This window comes from Pseudomonas paralactis, from assembly GCF_001439735.1.
GTDB classification, from domain to species: Bacteria; Pseudomonadota; Gammaproteobacteria; order Pseudomonadales; family Pseudomonadaceae; genus Aquipseudomonas; species Aquipseudomonas paralactis.
On the sequence record NZ_JYLN01000004.1, the window covers coordinates 243,412 to 260,709 of the forward strand.

Below are 17,298 nucleotides of genomic sequence, written 5' to 3' on the forward strand. Positions count from 1 at the left end.
GCGGTAACAATGTGGGAGGGGGCTTGCCCCCGATAGCGGTGGACCAGTCACATAAGTGATGACTGACACTCCGCCATCGGGGGCAAGCCCCCTCCCACATTTGTTTTGCGTATTACTTGAAGCCCAGTTGGCGCCAGCCTTCGTAAACAGCGACGGCCACGGTGTTGGACAGGTTCAGGCTGCGGCAGCCTTCACGCATCGGCAAGCGCAGGCGGTGGCCATCGGGCAATGCGTCGAGCACCTCGGCCGGCAGGCCCCGGCTTTCAGGGCCGAACAGGAAGGCATCGCCCTCGGCAAAGCTGGCATCGTGAAACGGGCGCGAACCCTTGGTGGTGAACGCGAACAAGCGCGGATGGCCCAGGCTTTCCAGGCAACTGGCCAGGTCGGCGTGACGCTTGAGGGTGGCGTACTCGTGGTAGTCCAGCCCGGCGCGGCGCAGGCGCTTGTCGTCCATGTCGAAGCCCAACGGCTCGATCAAATGCAGGTGGCAGCCACTGTTGGCGCACAGCCTGATAACGTTGCCGGTATTCGGCGGAATTTCTGGTTGAAAAAGGATGACGTGAAACATGCACGGCTCCGAAGGCAAAGATGCGCTGCATTCTACCCCTGAAGAAGACCCGAGGCCGAAGCTATTGCCGAGGGTTTTGGGCTCGTTGGCGATTGTCGGCCTGATGGTCGGCTTGATGATCGGTCGCCTGACCACGCCGGACCCGGTCCAGTTACTGGAGGTAGTACCGGCTGTCGACGGTGTAGCGGTGTGGTTCAGCCGCGAACCCAAGCTGCACGGCGAGCATATCGACGGCACCGTGGCGCTGCTGTTCGACGCCTTGGGCAAACCTGCCGGCGGGCAACTGAAAGTCAATGACAAGGACGTGAACTGGCGTGTGCGCAAGACCGATGGCGGTTTGCTGCTGAACCTGGTGGCGGCGCGGCCGTTGCGTGGGCAGTGGAAGGGCCAGGAGGTCGATGACCGCTGGCGGTTGGAGATCCATCTCCAGGAGCAATAAAAGAGGGAGTTCCCGGCCTGCCTGTACCAGGGCTCCCAAAACGGTTGAAGCCAGAGGCTTCGGTGTTAAAGAGGGGATTCTCGGCCTGCCTGTACCAAGGTCCCCGAAACTGGGTTGTGCTGGGGTTATTGCAGGGGGCGTGCCAGAGTTTGCGATTTCATTCATAAAAGTTCGCCAAAAAGCCCAAAGCCCCGGAATACGGGGCTTTGATTGTTTCTGCTGCCAAGAAATTTGTAGCGAAAGCGATATGCAGGTTTTCTGGTCTGTGCTCAATGCCGGTTCATCGTGCATTGAAGCGGTGCACAGTCTGCAGGCATTGCACAAAACCAATGTGGGAGCTGGCTTGCCTGCGATGACGGCGTGTCAGCCCTATACAGGGTGACTGACACACCGTCATCGCGGGCAAGCCCGGCTCCCACGCTGGGCCTTCAGCGGTCCAGGGGTTCAGGCCTCATCACCCTCATCATCATCCCCGCCATCCACCTTCATCCCCAACTCCTTGATCTTGCGCGTCAGGGTATTGCGCCCCCAGCCCAGCAGCACCGCCGCATCGCGACGGCGGCCGGCAGTGTGCTTCAACGCGGTCTCGATCATGATCCGTTCGAACGCCGGCACGGCGCTGTCCAGCAGGTTCGACTGGCCGCGCGCCAACGCCTGGTCGGCCCACTGGCGCAGCGCCTGTTCCCAGTTGGTCACGGGTGCCGAATCCTGCGGCAGGCTCAGTAGCTCCGGTGGCAGGTCGCTGATGTGCACTTCACGCCCGGACGCCATCACGGTGATCCAGCGGCAGGTGTTCTCCAACTGGCGCACGTTGCCGGGCCACGGCAGGTTCTTGAGGTATTCCTCGGTCTCGCTTTTGAGCAGTTTGGGCTCCACCGCCAACTCAAGCGCGGCACGGCTGAGGAAGTGGCGGGCGAGGGTGGGGATGTCTTCGCGGCGGTCCGACATGCGCGGGATATGGATGCGGATCACGTTGAGGCGGTGGAACAAGTCCTCGCGGAATTTGCCGGCGTGTACCAGGGTTTCCAGGTTCTGGTGGGTGGCCGCAATGATGCGCACATCGACCTTGACCGGCGTATGCCCGCCCACACGGTAGAACTCACCGTCGGCCAGTACGCGCAGCAAACGAGTTTGGGTATCGGCCGGCATATCGCCGATTTCATCGAGAAACAGTGTGCCGCCGTCGGCCTGTTCAAAGCGCCCGCGACGCAGGTTGGCTGCGCCGGTGAACGCGCCTTTCTCATGGCCGAACAGCTCGGACTCCATCAAATCCTTGGGGATCGCCGCCATGTTCAGCGCGATAAACGGCGAGGCCGCCCGCGGGCTGTGACGGTGCAGCGCGTGGGCCACCAGTTCTTTACCGGTGCCCGACTCGCCATTGATCAGCACCGTGATGTTGGAGTGGCTCAAGCGCCCAATGGCGCGAAACACTTCCTGCATCGCCGGCGCTTCACCGATGATTTCCGGGGTGCGGGTCAGGGTTGGCGGGGCTTCCTGGTTCTGTTGTTCCTGGGCGTGCTGGTTGGCGCGCTTGACCAGCGCCACCGCCTCATCCACGTCGAACGGCTTGGGCAGGTATTCAAAAGCGCCGCCCTGGTAGGACGCGACAGCGCTGTCCAGGTCCGAGTGCGCTGTCATGATGATCACCGGCAAGCGCGGGTGCTGCTCGCGGATGCGCGCCAGCAAGTCCAGGCCGCTGGCGCCGGGCATACGGATGTCGGAAATGATCACGTCCGGCTGCTGGCGTGCCAGGCGGCTCATCACCCCGTCGGCGCTGTCGAAGCTTTGGGTGGTCATGCCTTCCTGTTGCAAGGCTTTTTCCAGGACCCAACGGATAGAACGGTCGTCATCGACGATCCAGACAGTTTCACTACGGCTCATGTCGTGGGGGCTCCTTGTTCCAATGGCAGGAAGATCGAGAACGTGGTGTGGCCGGGATGGCTCTCACATTCGATCAGGCCCTGGTGCTGGCTGATGATGTTCTGGGTAATGGCCAGGCCCAGCCCGGTACCGTCCGGGCGGCCACTGACCATGGGGAAGAAGATGGTTTCCTGCAGCTCGGCGGGAATGCCCGGGCCGTTGTCGATGATTTCGACCTTGGTCACCAGGCGATGGCGCACATGGCCGATGGTGAACTGGCGCAGGGCGCGGGTGCGCAGGCTGATGCGGCCAAGGCGCAGCTCGTTCTGGCTGCTGATGGCTTGCATGGCGTTGCGCACGATATTGAGCACCGCCTGGATCATCTGCTCGCGGTCGATCAATACATCGGGAATGCTCGGGTCATAGTCGCGTACCAGGGTGATGCAGCCCTGGCTCTCGGCCTCGACCAGTTGGCAGACGCGCTCAAGCACCTCATGCACGTTGGTCATCGCCAGTGACGGCAACTTGTTGGAGCCGAGCATGCGGTCCACAAGGTTACGCAGGCGGTCGGCTTCTTCGATGATGACGTTGGTGTAGTCCTTGAGGTGCTCTTCGGGCAGCTCGCGGGCCAGCAGTTGCGCCGCGCCGCGAATCCCGCCGAGCGGGTTCTTGATCTCATGGGCCAGGCCGCGCACCAGCATCTTGCTGGTTTCCTGCTTGGACAGCTGCGCCTCTTCCTTGGTGATGCGCAGCAGGCGGTCGCGGGGGTGGACTTCGAGCAACAGCAGCGTGGCGCCATTGCTCAGAATGGGGGTTACGGCGTAATCGACCGTCAGCGTTTGGCCGGTGAGGGCGGTGAGCATCGCTTCGCGCTTGGTGAACGGATGTGCCTGCTCCACGGCCTGGCGCAACGAGCTCAAGGCTTCGGCCGACTCGGTGAACAGCTCGCTGATGAACTGCCCATGGCTGCGCTGGCCGCTGATGGCCAGCAGCATCTCCGCCGCCGGGTTCATGTACTCAAGGCGCAAATCGGCATTGAGCAGGATGGTCGCGGTGGTCAGGTTGTCGAGTAACAAACGGTGCAGTGCATCACTGATGGTCATCGGGACCTCTTTTGGAGCAAGGCGCAGGCTTGAGGCACACGCTGATACAAGGAAAATGCAAAAACCAAACCAAGGCTCCGAAAAGAAGCGTTAAAGCCCTGAAATAGGGGTTTTAGGCGCGAAACTGTGGCGTTCTGCCAGCTTGATCGGGAAGAATCGAACCAAAATGGGCTGTGCCTGCGGGGAGGGTGCAACCTACCGCACCAATATAGTGCGGTTTTGTGAAGGTTGCTCAGTCGCTGTCAGGGGGGGACGGGGTTTAAGTGGGGGAGGAGGCTTTGTAGAGGCACAGCTCGGCCGTGGCGCGGATCATTGCCAGCTGGCGCAGCGGATCGTTCAAGGGCTCATGCACTGCTGCGGCCAGCCACTGCGGGCACTGCGGGTCGGTGCGCTGGGGGGTGAAGTCGGCCAGTTGTTGCAGCAAGCGTTTTTGCAGCTCATCGAGCTGCGGGCGAATCTGCTTGATCAGGTCCGGGCGCGGATCATCGGGGGCCTTGCCCTGGAACTGCCAGTCGGACAGGTGGGTGTATTGCACCAGTTTGTTCGCCTCGATCTGCGCGGCGAAGAACTGCTCGGCAGCGGCCGGGTCCAGCTTGTAGCTCGGCGCCTGGGCAGTGACGCTGGCGATCACCTCTTGCTCGCGCTTCTTGTCCTCCACGGGCTTGTGGCTGTCCCATTTACTCAGCGCCACCTGGTCGGCAATCTCCAGGCGTTCGGCAATGCTGTTGAGCAGGGGTTCGAGCGTAGGCGGCGCAGCGCTCGCACTGGCACTGATGAACAGCAGGGCAAATACAAGTCGATGTCTCAAAGGTGATCTCCTGTGGGAGCGGGCTTGCCCGCGATGGCGGTGTGTCAGTGATACAGCAGGTGGCCGGTAGTGCGCTATCGCAGGCAAGCCAGCTCCCACACTTTGATTGGGTTTGCAGAGCTGGCGTAGCGTAACGCCCAGGCAAAAAAAAGACCTCCCGGGGGAGGTCTTTTTCGTCACGCCGCTCTTAAGAAGCAGCGCTACCGGATCAGCAGCTGTAGTACAGCTCGTATTCCAGTGGGTGTACGAAGGTGCGCACCTTGATTTCTTCTTCGCTTTTCAGGGCGATGTAAGCGTCGATGAAGTCGTCGCTGAACACGCCGCCTTTGGTCAGGAACGCACGGCCCTTGTCCAGCTCTTCCAGGGCTTCTTTCAGGCTGCCGCACACTTGTGGGATCTCTTTGGCCTCTTCAGGCGGCAGGTCGTACAAGTTTTTGTCGGCGGCGTCGCCAGGGTGGATCTTGTTCTGGATACCGTCCAGGCCAGCCATCACCAGCGCAGCGAAGGCCAGGTATGGGTTGGCTGCCGGGTCCGGGAAGCGAGCTTCGATACGACGAGCGCGCGGGCTGGACACGTAAGGAATACGGATCGAGGCCGAACGGTTGCGTGCCGAGTAGGCCAGCATCACCGGCGCTTCGAAACCTGGCACCAGACGCTTGTAGGAGTTGGTGGACGGGTTGGTGAAGCCGTTCAAAGCCTTACCGTGCTTGATGATGCCGCCGATGAAGTACAGGGCGGTGTCGGACAGGCCGGCATAACCTTCACCCGCGAAGGTGTTCTTGCCTTCTTTGGCGATGGACAGGTGAACGTGCATACCCGAACCGTTATCGCCGTACAGAGGCTTGGGCATGAAGGTAGCGGTACGGCCGTAAGCAACGGCAGTGTTGTGTACGCAGTACTTCAGGGTCTGAACTTCGTCAGCCTTGGCCACCAGGGTGTTGAACTTCACACCGATTTCGTTCTGGCCGGCAGTCGCCACTTCGTGGTGATGCACTTCGATGACCAGGCCCATGTCTTCCATGGCGTTGCACATGGAGGTACGGATTTCGTGGTCGTGGTCAAACGGTGGAACCGGGAAGTAGCCGCCTTTGATGCCTGGACGGTGGCCATGGTTGCCGCCTTCCACGTCCTGGTCGGACATCCACGAGCCTTGCTCGGAGTAGATCTTGAACATGGAACCGGAGATGTCGGACTTGAACTTCACCTGGTCAAAGATGAAGAACTCTGGCTCCGGGCCCACGAATACAGTGTCACCAATACCGGTGGACTTCAGGTATTCCTCGGCACGCTTGGCGATCGCACGTGGGTCGCGGTCGTAGCCTTGCATGGTCGACGGTTCGATCACGTCGCAGACCAGGATCAGGGTCGGCTCTTCGGTGAACGGGTCCAGCACGGCAGTGCTGTCGTCCGGCATCAGGATCATGTCGGAAGCTTCAATGCCTTTCCAGCCGGCGATGGAGGAACCGTCGAACATTTTGCCTTCTTCGAAGAAAGCATCATCCAGCGCGTCGCGAGCCGGCATGGTCACGTGGTGCTGAGTGCCTTTTGTGTCCGTGAAGCGCAGATCAATCCATTTAACGTCATGATCTTTGATGAGTTGAACCGACTTCGACATGGTGTCCTCCGGGTGGCTTCGGGCTTGGGTAGTGGAGTTAGCCCTTAGAATGTGGGTGATGCCGGCGCGGATACTCCGCCAAGGCAACCTGCCTCACAAGAGAGCAAATTACATGCCAGTGCGCCAACATGGTCTTTTTGCCTCAAAATGGCCCCTATTGCGGTGCAAACGGCCAAAGCGCGGTAAACAGCGCACTGCAATGTAGCGTTAATTTACATAAATGACCCGTTTTGGTGCGTTGCGCGTTCGATGCATATTAACTGGTTAAACCTTGAGCGATTTCCGCTATAATCCGCGCCCCCCTTTTTCAGCAGGCCCGGCGCGCGCTGTTTCCATGAAATTAATCGTTAAAGTCTTCCCCGAGATCACCATCAAAAGCCGACCGGTACGGACGCGTTTCATCCGTCAGTTGGCCAAGAACATCCGTGCCGTGCTCCGTGACCTGGACCCGGCTGTGGTGGTGAACGGCGTGTGGGACAACCTCGAGCTGGAAACCCGCATTACCGACGCCAAAGCCTTGAAGGACATGACCGAGCGCCTGAGCTGCATGCCGGGTATCGCGCATTTCCTGCAGGTGGATGAGTACCCGCTGGGCGACTTCGACGACATCACCGAAAAGTGCAAGCAGCACTACGGCAGTGCGCTTGAAGGCAAGATTTTTTCGGTGCGCTGCAAGCGTGCCGGCAAGCACACCTTCAGCTCCATGGATGTCGAAAAATACGTCGGCAGCAAGCTGCGTCGCGAGTGCGGCGCCGCTGGAATTTCCCTTAAAGCGCCGCAAATTGAAGTGCGCATGGAAATTCGCGACCAACGGTTGTTTGTGATCCACAGCCAACACAACAGCATCGGCGGCTACCCGCTGGGCGCCCTGGAACAGACCCTGGTATTGATGTCCGGCGGTTTCGATTCCACGGTGGCGGCCTACCAGATCATGCGCCGCGGCCTGATGAGCCACTTCTGCTTCTTTAACCTGGGCGGGCGTGCACACGAATTGGGCGTGATGGAAGTTGCGCACTTTATCTGGAAGAAGTACGGCAGCTCCCAGCGCGTGCTATTTGTAAGCGTGCCGTTCGAGGAAGTGCTGGGCGAAATTCTCGGCAAAGTCGATAACAGTCATATGGGCGTGGTATTGAAGCGTATGATGTTGCGCGCCGCGTCCCGAATCGCCGATCAATTGCAGATCGACGCCCTGGTGACCGGTGAGGCGATTTCCCAAGTGTCCAGCCAGACGCTGCCGAACCTGTCGATCATCGACTGCGTGACCGAGAAGCTGGTGCTACGCCCGCTGATCGCCAGCCACAAGCAGGACATCATCGACCTGGCAGAGCAAATCGGCACCGCCGACTTTGCCAAGCACATGCCTGAGTACTGCGGGGTCATCTCGGTGAACCCCAAGACCCACGCCAAGCGTCACCGTGTGGAGCATGAAGAGAAAGAATTCGACATGGCGATTCTGGAGCGTGCGCTCGAGAACGCCAAGCTGGTCCCAATCGATCGGGTGATCGACGAGTTGGGCCAGGATGTAAAAATCGAAGAAGTCAGCGAAGCCCTGGCCGGCCAGATCGTCATCGACATCCGTCACCCGGATGCCGCTGAGGATGAGCCGCTGGAAATCGCTGGCATCGACGTGCAAACGCTGCCGTTCTACGCACTGAACGCGCGTTTCAAGGAACTGGATAACAGCCGTCAGTACCTGTTGTATTGCGACAAAGGCGTGATGAGTCGCCTGCATGCCCACCATTTGCTCAGTGAGGGGTATGCCAATGTGCGCGTTTATCGACCGAGCTAAGAGCCCGGGGCTGTTTGCCTGTGGCCTGCGTCACCGGCCCCCCGACTCTGCCGTCAAGCTGTAACGGCAAGGCCTGACTCTACTGTTAATCGCTGCCACGACCTGTCAGCACACCGAATCCTCTGATCGAGATACACAAGTGATCGAAAATCTACGTAACATCGCCATCATTGCTCACGTTGACCATGGTAAAACCACCCTGGTAGACAAACTCCTGCGTCAATCCGGCACCCTGGAGCGCAACGAGCTCAACGACGAGCGCGTGATGGACTCCAACGACCAGGAAAAAGAGCGCGGTATTACCATCCTGGCAAAAAACACCGCTATCAACTGGAACGGCTACCACATCAACATCGTGGATACCCCGGGCCACGCCGACTTCGGCGGCGAAGTAGAACGCGTAATGTCGATGGTTGACTCCGTTCTGCTGCTGGTTGACGCTCAAGACGGCCCTATGCCGCAAACCCGTTTCGTGACCAAGAAGGCTTTCGAAGCCGGCCTGCGTCCGATCGTGTGCATCAACAAGGTTGACCGTCCAGGCGCACGTCCGGACTGGGTTCTGGACCAGATCTTCGACCTGTTCGACAACCTGGGTGCTACCGAAGAACAACTGGACTTCCAAGTCATCTACGCCTCGGCCCTGAACGGTATTGCTGGTCTTGACCACACCGACATGGCTGAAGACATGACCCCGCTGTACCAGTCGATCGTCGACAACGTACCTGCGCCAAAAGTTGACCGTGACGGCCCGTTCCAGATGCAAATCTCGGCACTGGACTACAACAGCTTCCTGGGTGTTATCGGCGTTGGCCGTATCGCTCGTGGTAGCGTCAAGCCGAACACTCCGGTTGTCGCTATCGGCGCCGACGGCAAGAAGCGTAACGGTCGTATCCTGAAGCTGATGGGTCACCACGGTCTGCACCGTGTAGACGTTGAAGAAGCGTTCGCCGGTGACATCGTGTGCGTGAGCGGTATGGACTCGCTGTTCATCTCCGACACCCTGTGCCAGCCGGACAACGTCGAGGCGATGAAGCCTCTGACCGTTGACGAGCCAACCGTTTCCATGACCTTCCAGGTAAACGACTCGCCGTTCTGCGGTAAAGAAGGCAAGTTCGTGACCTCCCGTAACATCAAGGAGCGTCTGGACAAGGAGCTGCTGTACAACGTTGCTCTGCGCGTTGAAGAAGGCGACTCGGCTGACAAGTTCAAGGTCTCCGGCCGTGGTGAGCTGCACCTCTCGGTACTGATCGAAACCATGCGTCGCGAAGGCTTCGAAATGGGTGTTGGTCGTCCGGAAGTGATCATCCGTCAGGTTGACGGCGTGAAGCAGGAACCGTTCGAAAACGTCACCATCGACACCCCTGAAGAATCCCAGGGCAAGGTCATGGAAGAGATGGGCCTGCGTAAGGGCGACCTGACCAACATGGTGCCGGATGGCAAAGGCCGTGTACGTCTGGAATACAACATTCCTGCTCGTGGTCTGATCGGTTTCCGTAACCAGTTCCTGACCCTGACCAACGGTGCTGGCATCCTGACCTCGATCTTCGATCGCTACGACACCATGAAGTCCGGCGACATGTCCGGCCGTCAGAACGGTGTTCTGGTATCGGTAGAAACCGGCAAGGCGCTGACCTACTCCCTGGAAACCCTCCAGGCGCGTGGCAAGCTGTTCGTTGAACACGGTCAAGAGATCTACAACGGCCAGATCGTTGGTCTGAACAGCCGTGACAACGACATGGGCGTCAACCCAACCAAAGGCAAGAAGCTCGACAACATGCGTGCTTCGGGCAAAGACGAAACCATCGCTCTGGTTCCACCTGTTCGCTTCACCCTGGAACAGGCCCTGGAATTCATCCAGGACGACGAGCTGTGCGAAGTCACGCCTAAGTCGATCCGCCTGCGTAAGAAGATCCTGGACGAAGGCGAGCGTACCCGCGCTGCCAAGAAAGCCAAGAACTGAGTTAACTCAGGCTGAATGAAAAACGCCCCCGGTCGAAAGGCCGGGGGCGTTTTTTTATGCCCGCAGGTTTTGTGGTGACTGTGCCGGCCTCATCGCGGGCAAGCCCGGCTCCCACATTTTGGATCTGTGAATACATTCAAATGTGGGAGCTGGCTTGCCTGCGATGAGGCCCTTGAGGGCACTACAAAATCCGGATCAGAACTTGTCGAGGGTCTTGAAGTTGGTCTCGCGCACCACTTCCTTGGGCTTGTACGCGCAATACCCCGGCCGCGGCCCGATTTTGGGGTGGTTGCGGCAGGTATCCGGGCGCTTGTCATAAATAGTGCAAAAGCGCGTCTTACGATCCAGGTACAGGCAATCATTGTTGCTCATGCGCTGCAGGGTAAAAATCTCGGATTTGTTGTTGTAGCGCTCGACGATGCCTTCCTTCTGCAAGCGCTTGGCGATGTTCTTCGGCGGGTCGCCGCGCTCGAACTCATCGACGATGCCAATACGGATCAGGTCCTTGATCTTCACCTCAACCGGCAGGGTGCAGCAGCTGGACACGCAGCCGCCGCACATGTGGGCGGAATATTTCTGCCAGGTCTCTAGACGGTCGAGTTCCGCGGCGGCGATCAGTTGAGGCTTCATCAGGGTTCCAGGGTGGGGCGGTATACGGGCGCGGGATCATACCGGGATTGGTGGTTTTTTGAACAATATTTTGCAGGTTTCAGCTCAAAGGCTTCGCCGCGGCCAGATCGGGCACGACCCCTGCATCAAATTCAAGCCAACGGTGAATGAGTTAAAAAACTGCCGAACCAGCACGTCTACCGTCTGTCAGACCGACTAGGCTCTAGCAACTCCTTCAATCTCGCCCGAGGTCGCACCGATGTCTCAGGAACCGCTTGCACGAGAAGCAGAGGTAGCCGCATTCCGCGATGCTGTCTTGACCAAACTCACCTACGCGGTGGGCAAGGACCCGGATCACGCCTTCGACCATGACTGGTTCGAAGCCATTGCCCTGGCCGCCCGCGACCAGATGGTCGATCACTGGATGGACCACACGCGGCGTATTTATCGCAAAGGCCAGAAGCGCGTTTACTACCTTTCGCTGGAATTTCTCATTGGCCGTCTGCTGTACGACAGCCTGAGCAATCTGGGCGTGTTGGAGATTGCCCGTGAAGCGCTGTCGGAGCTGGGCGTGGATCTGGAGCGCATTCGCCTGCTGGAGCCCGACGCGGCGCTCGGCAATGGTGGCCTGGGCCGTTTGGCGGCGTGCTTTATGGAAAGCATGTCGACCCTGGGTATTGCCGGTCACGGTTACGGCATCCGCTACGAACACGGCTTGTTCCGCCAGGCCATCGTTGACGGCTGGCAGCAGGAACAGACCGAACGCTGGCTGGATTTCGGTAACCCTTGGGAATTCGAACGCGCCGAAGTGATTTACCCGATCGGCTTTGGCGGCAGCGTCGAAACCCTGGCGGACGCCTCCGGCAAGATGATCCAGGTGTGGTCACCCAACGAAACCGTCAGGGCTGTGGCCTATGACACCCCGGTCGTCGGCTGGCGTGGCGCCAGCGTCAACACCCTGCGCCTTTGGCGGGCACGGGCGGTGGAAGACTTGCACCTGGAGCGCTTCAATGCCGGTGACCACTTGGGCGCCGTCGCCGAAGTGGCCCGTGCCGAAAGCATCTCCCGCGTGCTTTACCCGGCCGACAGCACCGAAGCAGGGCAGGAACTGCGCCTGCGCCAGGAATACTTCTTCGTCTCCGCGTCCCTGCAGGACTTGCTGCGCCGCCACAAGAACATGCACGGTTCGGTGCTCAGCCTGGGCGAACACGCCGCCATCCAGCTCAACGACACTCACCCGTCCATCGCCGTGGCCGAGTTGATGCGCCAACTGGTCGACCTGCACGATGTACCGTGGGAAGCCGCGTGGGATGTCACCGTCGAGACGCTTTCGTACACCAACCACACCTTGCTGCCCGAAGCGCTGGAAACCTGGCCGGTAGGTCTGATGGAGCGCATGTTGCCCCGGCATATGCAGATCATCTACTTGATCAACGCCCAGCACATTGACTCGCTGCGCGCCAAGGGCATCCATGACTTCGACGTGCTGCGCGCCGTCTCGCTGATCGAAGAAGACAACGGCCGCCGCGTGCGCATGGGCAATCTGGCCTTCCTCGGCTCCCATAGCGTCAATGGCGTATCGGGCCTGCATACCCAATTGATGCGCAGCACGGTGTTCTCCGAGCTGCACAAGCTGTATCCCGAGCGCATCAACAACAAAACCAACGGCATTACCTTCCGCCGCTGGCTGTACCAGGCCAACCCCAAGCTCACCGATATGCTGGTGGAAGCCCTGGGGCCGGATATTCTCGACCAGCCCGAGCAGCGTTTGATCGAATTGGAGCCGTTCGCCGAGAAACAGGCTTTTCGCAAGTCCTTCGCCGAACAGCGCCTGCACAGCAAGCGTGCACTGGCCCAGATCATTCATGAGCGCCTGGGTATCGCGATTAACCCGGCGGCGATGTTCGATGTGCAGGTCAAGCGCATCCATGAGTACAAGCGCCAACTGCTTAACCTGCTGCACACCGTGGCGCTGTATCAGGCGATTCGCGCCGAGCCGGGCACCGACTGGGTGCCTCGGGTGAAGATCTTCGCCGGCAAGGCTGCGGCCAGTTACCACCAGGCCAAGCTGATCATCAAGTTGACCAACGACATCGCCCGCACCGTCAACAACGACCCGACCGTGCGCGGTTTGCTCAAGGTGGTGTTCCTGCCCAACTACAACGTCAGCCTGGCGGAAAGCATTATTCCGGCGGCGGATTTGTCCGAGCAGATCTCCACGGCCGGCTTTGAAGCCTCGGGCACCAGCAATATGAAGTTCGGCCTCAACGGTGCGCTGACCATCGGCACCATGGACGGCGCCAACGTGGAAATGCACGAGCGGGTCGGCGCCGAGCACATGTTTATCTTCGGCCTCAGTGCCCAGCAGGTGGAAGCCCGCAAGCACGCCGGTGAATTCAACGCCGGGCCGGACATCGCTGCGTCCCATCGTTTAAACGACGTGCTGCAAGCGATCCGTGGTGGGGTGTTCTCGCCGGATGATCCTGGGCGCTATGTGGGCCTGATCGACGGGCTGATCGACTATGACCGCTTCCTGGTATGTGCTGACTTTGACTCTTACTGGGACGCTCAGGCGCGGGTCGAAGCGCATTGGCACGACTCCAAGGCGTGGTGGCGTTCGGCGGTGCTCAATACCGCGCGCATGGGCTGGTTCAGCTCGGACCGCACCATCCGCGAGTACGCCACCGAGATCTGGAAAGCCCTCGACTGACCCCTGCGGTTAAAAATGTGGGAGGGGGCTTGCCCCCGATAGCGGTTGATCTGTCACTCATGCATTGACTGAATGACCGCAATCGCGGGCAAGCCCCCTCCCACATCAAGCCGGGTCGTGAACTCTATTGGCGTTAAATCCTCTGATTAGAGGAAATCAGCCCCGACTCGCGCTAAACTGCGCGGGTTTTTAGCCCCCCATTCTCCGGAGCCTTCCATGTCCCGCGTTACCTTGAGTCGCTATTTGATCGAGCAGACCCGCAGCAACAACACGCCTGCCGATCTGCGCTTCCTTATCGAAGTGGTGGCGCGTGCTTGCAAGGAAATCAGCCACGCCGTTTCCAAAGGCGCACTGGGCGGTGTCCTGGGCAGCATGGGCACTGAAAACGTGCAGGGCGAAGTGCAGAAGAAACTGGATGTGCTGTCCAACGAAATCCTGCTCGAAGCCAACGAGTGGGGCGGCCACCTGGCCGGTATGGCGTCCGAAGAAATGGACAATGCCTACCAGATCCCGGGCAAATACCCGAAGGGCGCATACCTGTTGGTATTCGACCCACTGGACGGTTCGTCCAACATCGACATCAACGCACCGGTCGGCACCATCTTCTCGGTACTGCGTTGCCCCAACGAATACCTGAGCCAGAACGAAGCCCTGAACGAAAAGGCCTTCCTGCAGCCAGGCACCGAGCAGGTGGCTGCCGGTTACGCGATCTACGGCCCACAGACCATGCTGGTGCTGACCCTGGGCGACGGCGTCAAAGGCTTCACTCTGGACCGCGAAATGGGCAGCTTCGTGCTGACCCACGAAGATATTTCGATTCCTGCTTCTACCCAGGAATTCGCCATCAACATGTCCAACCAGCGTCACTGGGAAGAACCGGTGAAGCGCTACGTCAACGAGTTGATGGAAGGCGAAGAAGGCCCGTTGAAGAAGAACTTCAACATGCGCTGGGTCGCCGCGATGGTCGCCGATGTACACCGCATCCTGACCCGTGGTGGCTTGTTCATGTACCCACGCGACAGCCGCGAGCCGTCCAAGCCGGGCAAGCTGCGCCTGATGTACGAAGCCAACCCGATGTCGTTCCTGGTTGAGCAGGCAGGCGGTGCTTCGACCGACGGCCATCAGCGCATTCTCGACATCCAGCCTGAAGGCCTGCACCAGCGTGTGGCGGTATTCCTGGGTTCGAAGGAAGAAGTTGAGCGCGTGACGGCCTATCACAAGTAGGAGCGAGCTTGCTCGCGAAAAGCTGATAGGCAACGCGGGCATCCAGACAGCCCGCGTCATCATTAACGTTCTTCGCGAGCAAGCTCGCTCCTACCCTGGGCCCCGAAACGTTTCAGCGTTTTCGGGGCTTTTTTGTTTTCGCTTGCCGGGAACCAGACACCCCTTTTCCCTTCTAAGCTTCTGGCAGATACCCCAGCTGCTTTGTCTCTCCAGGAGCTTTTCCATGTCTTTACGCCGTCTCGCCCTGCTGACTTTTTGCGTGCTTTTAGCCGCTTGCAGCAAGGTCAATCAAGAAAACTACCAGAAACTGTCGGCCGGCATGGCCAAGGCCGAGGTGGAGTCGTTGCTGGGCAAGCCGACCGATTGTTCCGGCGCACTGGGCATGTCCAGCTGCACCTGGGGCGATAAAAACAGCTTTATCAGCGTGCAGTACGCCGGTGACAAAGTTCTGATGTTTTCCGGGCAAGGCCTGAAGTAAACCGGGGCGCGAGCCTGCGGGAGAAGAAGAATGATGCGTTTTGTTTTGTTCCTTTGCGCCAGCCTGTTTTTGGCGGGCTGCGCCAGCCATTCTGGCGATGATCTGCAACCCAAGACGGCAACCAACGTCAACCTCAAGCGTTACCAGGGCACCTGGTATGAGTTGGCTCGATTGCCGATGTACTTCCAGCGCAACTGCGCGCAATCCGAGGCGCGTTACACCTTGCTGCCCGATGGCGACATGTCGGTGTTCAACCGCTGCTTGACGCCTGAATGGAAGTGGCAAGAAGCCAAAGGCACGGCCACGCCGCAGGTGCCAGGCAAGACAGACAAGCTGTGGGTAGAATTCAATAACTGGTTTACATCACTGTTGCCGGGCGTTGCCAAGGGCGATTACTGGGTGCTGTATGTCAGTGATGATTACAAGACCGCCATCGTCGGCAGCCCGAGCCGTCGCTACATGTGGATCCTGTCGCGCACGCCGACGGTGAGTGCCGATACCCGCGAAGACCTGCTCAGCAGGGCGCGACAGCAAGGCTATGACACCACGCGGTTGATCTGGCGTACGTCGGACAAGCAGATGGCAAAGACGTCCCAGTAATTGGCAGCATCCCCAATCAAATGTGGGAGCTGGCTTGCCTGCGATAGCATCCACCCGGTGTAACTGATGCACCGAGGTGGCTGTATCGCAGGCAAGCCAGCTCCCACAGTTGTTATGGGTTGGCCGTTAGTTCAGCAAATCCTTCAATACCTGGGTGAATGCCCGGCTGCTGTCTTCTTCACCTGCATGATGCCCATCTCGCACCACCCACTTGCCATTGACCAGCACGTCGCGCACTTGGCGATCGCCACCTGCAAATAGCCAGCGATTGAGAATCCCATCCTCACTGGCCGTCGCCAGGTACGGGTCGCTACCGTCCAGCACAATCCAATCCGCACGCTTGCCTACTTCCAGCCGCCCAATCGGCTGGCCCAGCGCTTGTGCGCCACCGTCCAGCGCAGCATCGAACAGCGTGCGGCCAACCATCGGTTGATCACTGCGATACAGGCGATTACGCCGTTGGTCACGCAGGCGCTGGCCATATTCCAACCAACGTAGCTCCTCCACCACGCTCAGCGACACATGGCTGTCGGAGCCGATACCCATGCGTCCGCCCTGGGCGAGAAAATCCACCGCCGGGAAAATCCCATCGCCCAGATTGGCTTCGGTGGTCAGGCACAAACCGGCAATCGCTCGGCTCTTGGCCATGAGTGTCACTTCGTCAGCATCGGCATGGGTGGCGTGTACCAGGCACCAGCGCTCGTCCACTTCAACGTTGTCATACAGCCATTGCAGCGGGCGCTTGCCGCTCCAGGCCAGGCAATCGTCGACTTCTTTTTGTTGCTCGGCGATATGGATATGCACCGGGCAGGTCTTGTCACTGGCAGCCAGCACTTGCTGGATCTGTTCGGGGGTGACTGCACGCAGAGAGTGGAAACACAGCCCCAGTTGCTGCGCAGGCTGGGCCGCCAGGATCGGCTGCAAACGCGCTTGCAGGTCCAGGTAGTGTTCGGTGCTGTTGATAAACCGGCGTTGCCCTTCATTCGGCGCCTGGCCACCGAAACCTGCGTGGGTATACAGCACCGGCAGCAAGGTCAGGCCGATGCCGCTGCCGGCGGCCGCCAGGCTGATCTGGCGTGACAGTTCCGTACGGTCGGCGTAAGGCTGGCCATTGGTATCGTGATGCACGTAATGAAACTCGGCCACCGAGGTGTAGCCGGCCTTGAGCATTTCGATATACAGCTGACGGGCGATGATCTGTAACTGCTCGGGGTTGATTTTGCCGACCATCCGGTACATCAAATCGCGCCAGGTCCAGAAGCTGTCATTGGGGTTGCCGGCCACTTCGGCCAAACCCGCCATGGCGCGCTGGAACGCATGGGAGTGCAGGTTCGGCATGCCCGCCAAAACCGGGCCTCTGAGCCGTTCGGCGCCTTCTGCACCGGCATTGGGCTCAACCTTTGTCAGCAGGCCACCGGCGCTGACTTCAAGACGTACATCGTTGGCCCATCCATTAGGCAGCAGTGCGCGTTCGGCAAAGAAAGCGGACATGATCAAGGCACCCCGGTCGTGTGTTTATTTGTATATACATATAC

General features: G+C 59.5%; 14 protein-coding genes. 7 read left to right on the plus strand and 7 right to left on the minus strand.

The window, feature by feature from the left end; genetic code table 11:
* Positions 1-112: 112 nt before the first annotated feature.
* On the minus strand, positions 113-568 hold the full coding sequence (locus TX23_RS12665) for a tRNA (cytidine(34)-2'-O)-methyltransferase (RefSeq protein ID WP_003171120.1): 456 nt from the start codon (positions 566-568) through the stop codon (positions 113-115).
* Between TX23_RS12665 and TX23_RS12670 the strand changes: the two genes are divergently transcribed.
* Positions 567-1,007, plus strand: a complete 441-nt coding sequence (locus TX23_RS12670) for a hypothetical protein (protein WP_057702452.1) — start codon at positions 567-569, stop codon at positions 1,005-1,007. The two genes, TX23_RS12665 and TX23_RS12670, sit on opposite strands and share 2 nt — an antisense overlap.
* 444 nt (positions 1,008-1,451) lie before the next feature.
* On the opposite strand, the gene ntrC is transcribed toward TX23_RS12670, so the two are convergent.
* The 4 genes from ntrC to glnA all read right to left on the minus strand — a co-directional run bounded on the left by ntrC (position 1,452) and on the right by glnA (position 6,393).
* Positions 1,452-2,888 (minus strand): nitrogen regulation protein NR(I), encoded by a 1,437-nt coding sequence (ntrC, locus tag TX23_RS12675; RefSeq protein WP_003187806.1) that lies wholly within the window; start codon positions 2,886-2,888, stop codon positions 1,452-1,454.
* Positions 2,885-3,970, minus strand: coding sequence for a nitrogen regulation protein NR(II) (gene glnL / locus TX23_RS12680; protein ID WP_005783937.1), 1,086 nt, complete (start codon positions 3,968-3,970; stop codon positions 2,885-2,887). Before glnL ends, ntrC begins: the two co-directional genes overlap by 4 nt.
* Positions 3,971-4,229: 259 nt before the next feature.
* Positions 4,230-4,778 (minus strand): chorismate mutase, encoded by a 549-nt coding sequence (locus TX23_RS12685; protein ID WP_057702453.1) that lies wholly within the window; start codon positions 4,776-4,778, stop codon positions 4,230-4,232.
* 208 nt (positions 4,779-4,986) lie between these two features.
* Complete coding sequence (gene glnA, locus TX23_RS12690) at positions 4,987-6,393, minus strand: type I glutamate--ammonia ligase (protein WP_005783941.1); 1,407 nt, start codon at positions 6,391-6,393, stop codon at positions 4,987-4,989.
* Between the two features lie 334 nt (positions 6,394-6,727).
* Between glnA and thiI the strand changes: the two genes are divergently transcribed.
* Both thiI and typA read left to right on the plus strand, forming a co-directional pair.
* A complete protein-coding gene (thiI, locus tag TX23_RS12695; protein ID WP_057702454.1) occupies positions 6,728-8,182 on the plus strand; it encodes a tRNA uracil 4-sulfurtransferase ThiI in 1,455 nt (484 codons plus the stop codon).
* Positions 8,183-8,321: 139 nt separating this feature from the next.
* A complete protein-coding gene (gene typA, locus TX23_RS12700) occupies positions 8,322-10,142 on the plus strand; it encodes a translational GTPase TypA (protein ID WP_057702455.1) in 1,821 nt (606 codons plus the stop codon).
* Between the two features lie 195 nt (positions 10,143-10,337).
* On the opposite strand, the gene TX23_RS12705 is transcribed toward typA, so the two are convergent.
* Positions 10,338-10,772 carry a YkgJ family cysteine cluster protein gene (locus TX23_RS12705; protein ID WP_003187815.1) on the minus strand — a complete coding sequence of 145 codons (435 nt, stop codon included), beginning with the start codon at positions 10,770-10,772 and terminating at the stop codon, positions 10,338-10,340.
* A gap of 238 nt (positions 10,773-11,010) precedes the next feature.
* On the opposite strand from TX23_RS12705, the gene TX23_RS12710 reads away from it, so the two are divergent.
* The 4 genes from TX23_RS12710 to TX23_RS12725 all read left to right on the plus strand — a co-directional run bounded on the left by TX23_RS12710 (position 11,011) and on the right by TX23_RS12725 (position 15,763).
* Complete coding sequence (locus TX23_RS12710) at positions 11,011-13,461, plus strand: glycogen/starch/alpha-glucan phosphorylase (RefSeq protein WP_057702456.1); 2,451 nt, start codon at positions 11,011-11,013, stop codon at positions 13,459-13,461.
* A gap of 216 nt (positions 13,462-13,677) precedes the next feature.
* The gene (locus TX23_RS12715) at positions 13,678-14,685 is read left to right on the plus strand and encodes a class 1 fructose-bisphosphatase (protein ID WP_032894007.1); all 1,008 of its coding nucleotides are present in this window, start codon (positions 13,678-13,680) and stop codon (positions 14,683-14,685) included.
* Between the two features lie 223 nt (positions 14,686-14,908).
* Positions 14,909-15,163, plus strand: a complete 255-nt coding sequence (locus TX23_RS12720) for a hypothetical protein (RefSeq protein WP_057702457.1) — start codon at positions 14,909-14,911, stop codon at positions 15,161-15,163.
* Positions 15,164-15,193: 30 nt separating this feature from the next.
* Positions 15,194-15,763 carry a lipocalin family protein gene (locus TX23_RS12725; protein WP_057702458.1) on the plus strand — a complete coding sequence of 190 codons (570 nt, stop codon included), beginning with the start codon at positions 15,194-15,196 and terminating at the stop codon, positions 15,761-15,763.
* 126 nt (positions 15,764-15,889) lie between these two features.
* On the opposite strand, the gene TX23_RS12730 is transcribed toward TX23_RS12725, so the two are convergent.
* Positions 15,890-17,254, minus strand: a complete 1,365-nt coding sequence (locus TX23_RS12730) for a formimidoylglutamate deiminase (protein ID WP_057702459.1) — start codon at positions 17,252-17,254, stop codon at positions 15,890-15,892.
* Positions 17,255-17,298: the final 44 nt, after the last annotated feature.

Coding starts and splice junctions, on each gene's coding strand:
- TX23_RS12670 (WP_057702452.1), top strand. CDS start 567: ATGCACGGCTCCGAAGGCAAAGATGCGCTGCATTCTACCCCTGAAGAA.
- TX23_RS12665 (WP_003171120.1), bottom strand. CDS start 568: ATGTTTCACGTCATCCTTTTTCAACCAGAAATTCCGCCGAATACCGGC.
- ntrC (WP_003187806.1), bottom strand. CDS start 2,888: ATGAGCCGTAGTGAAACTGTCTGGATCGTCGATGACGACCGTTCTATC.
- glnL (WP_005783937.1), bottom strand. CDS start 3,970: ATGACCATCAGTGATGCACTGCACCGTTTGTTACTCGACAACCTGACC.
- glnA (WP_005783941.1), bottom strand. CDS start 6,393: ATGTCGAAGTCGGTTCAACTCATCAAAGATCATGACGTTAAATGGATT.
- thiI (WP_057702454.1), top strand. CDS start 6,728: ATGAAATTAATCGTTAAAGTCTTCCCCGAGATCACCATCAAAAGCCGA.
- TX23_RS12705 (WP_003187815.1), bottom strand. CDS start 10,772: ATGAAGCCTCAACTGATCGCCGCCGCGGAACTCGACCGTCTAGAGACC.
- TX23_RS12710 (WP_057702456.1), top strand. CDS start 11,011: ATGTCTCAGGAACCGCTTGCACGAGAAGCAGAGGTAGCCGCATTCCGC.
- TX23_RS12715 (WP_032894007.1), top strand. CDS start 13,678: ATGTCCCGCGTTACCTTGAGTCGCTATTTGATCGAGCAGACCCGCAGC.
- TX23_RS12720 (WP_057702457.1), top strand. CDS start 14,909: ATGTCTTTACGCCGTCTCGCCCTGCTGACTTTTTGCGTGCTTTTAGCC.
- TX23_RS12725 (WP_057702458.1), top strand. CDS start 15,194: ATGATGCGTTTTGTTTTGTTCCTTTGCGCCAGCCTGTTTTTGGCGGGC.
- TX23_RS12730 (WP_057702459.1), bottom strand. CDS start 17,254: ATGTCCGCTTTCTTTGCCGAACGCGCACTGCTGCCTAATGGATGGGCC.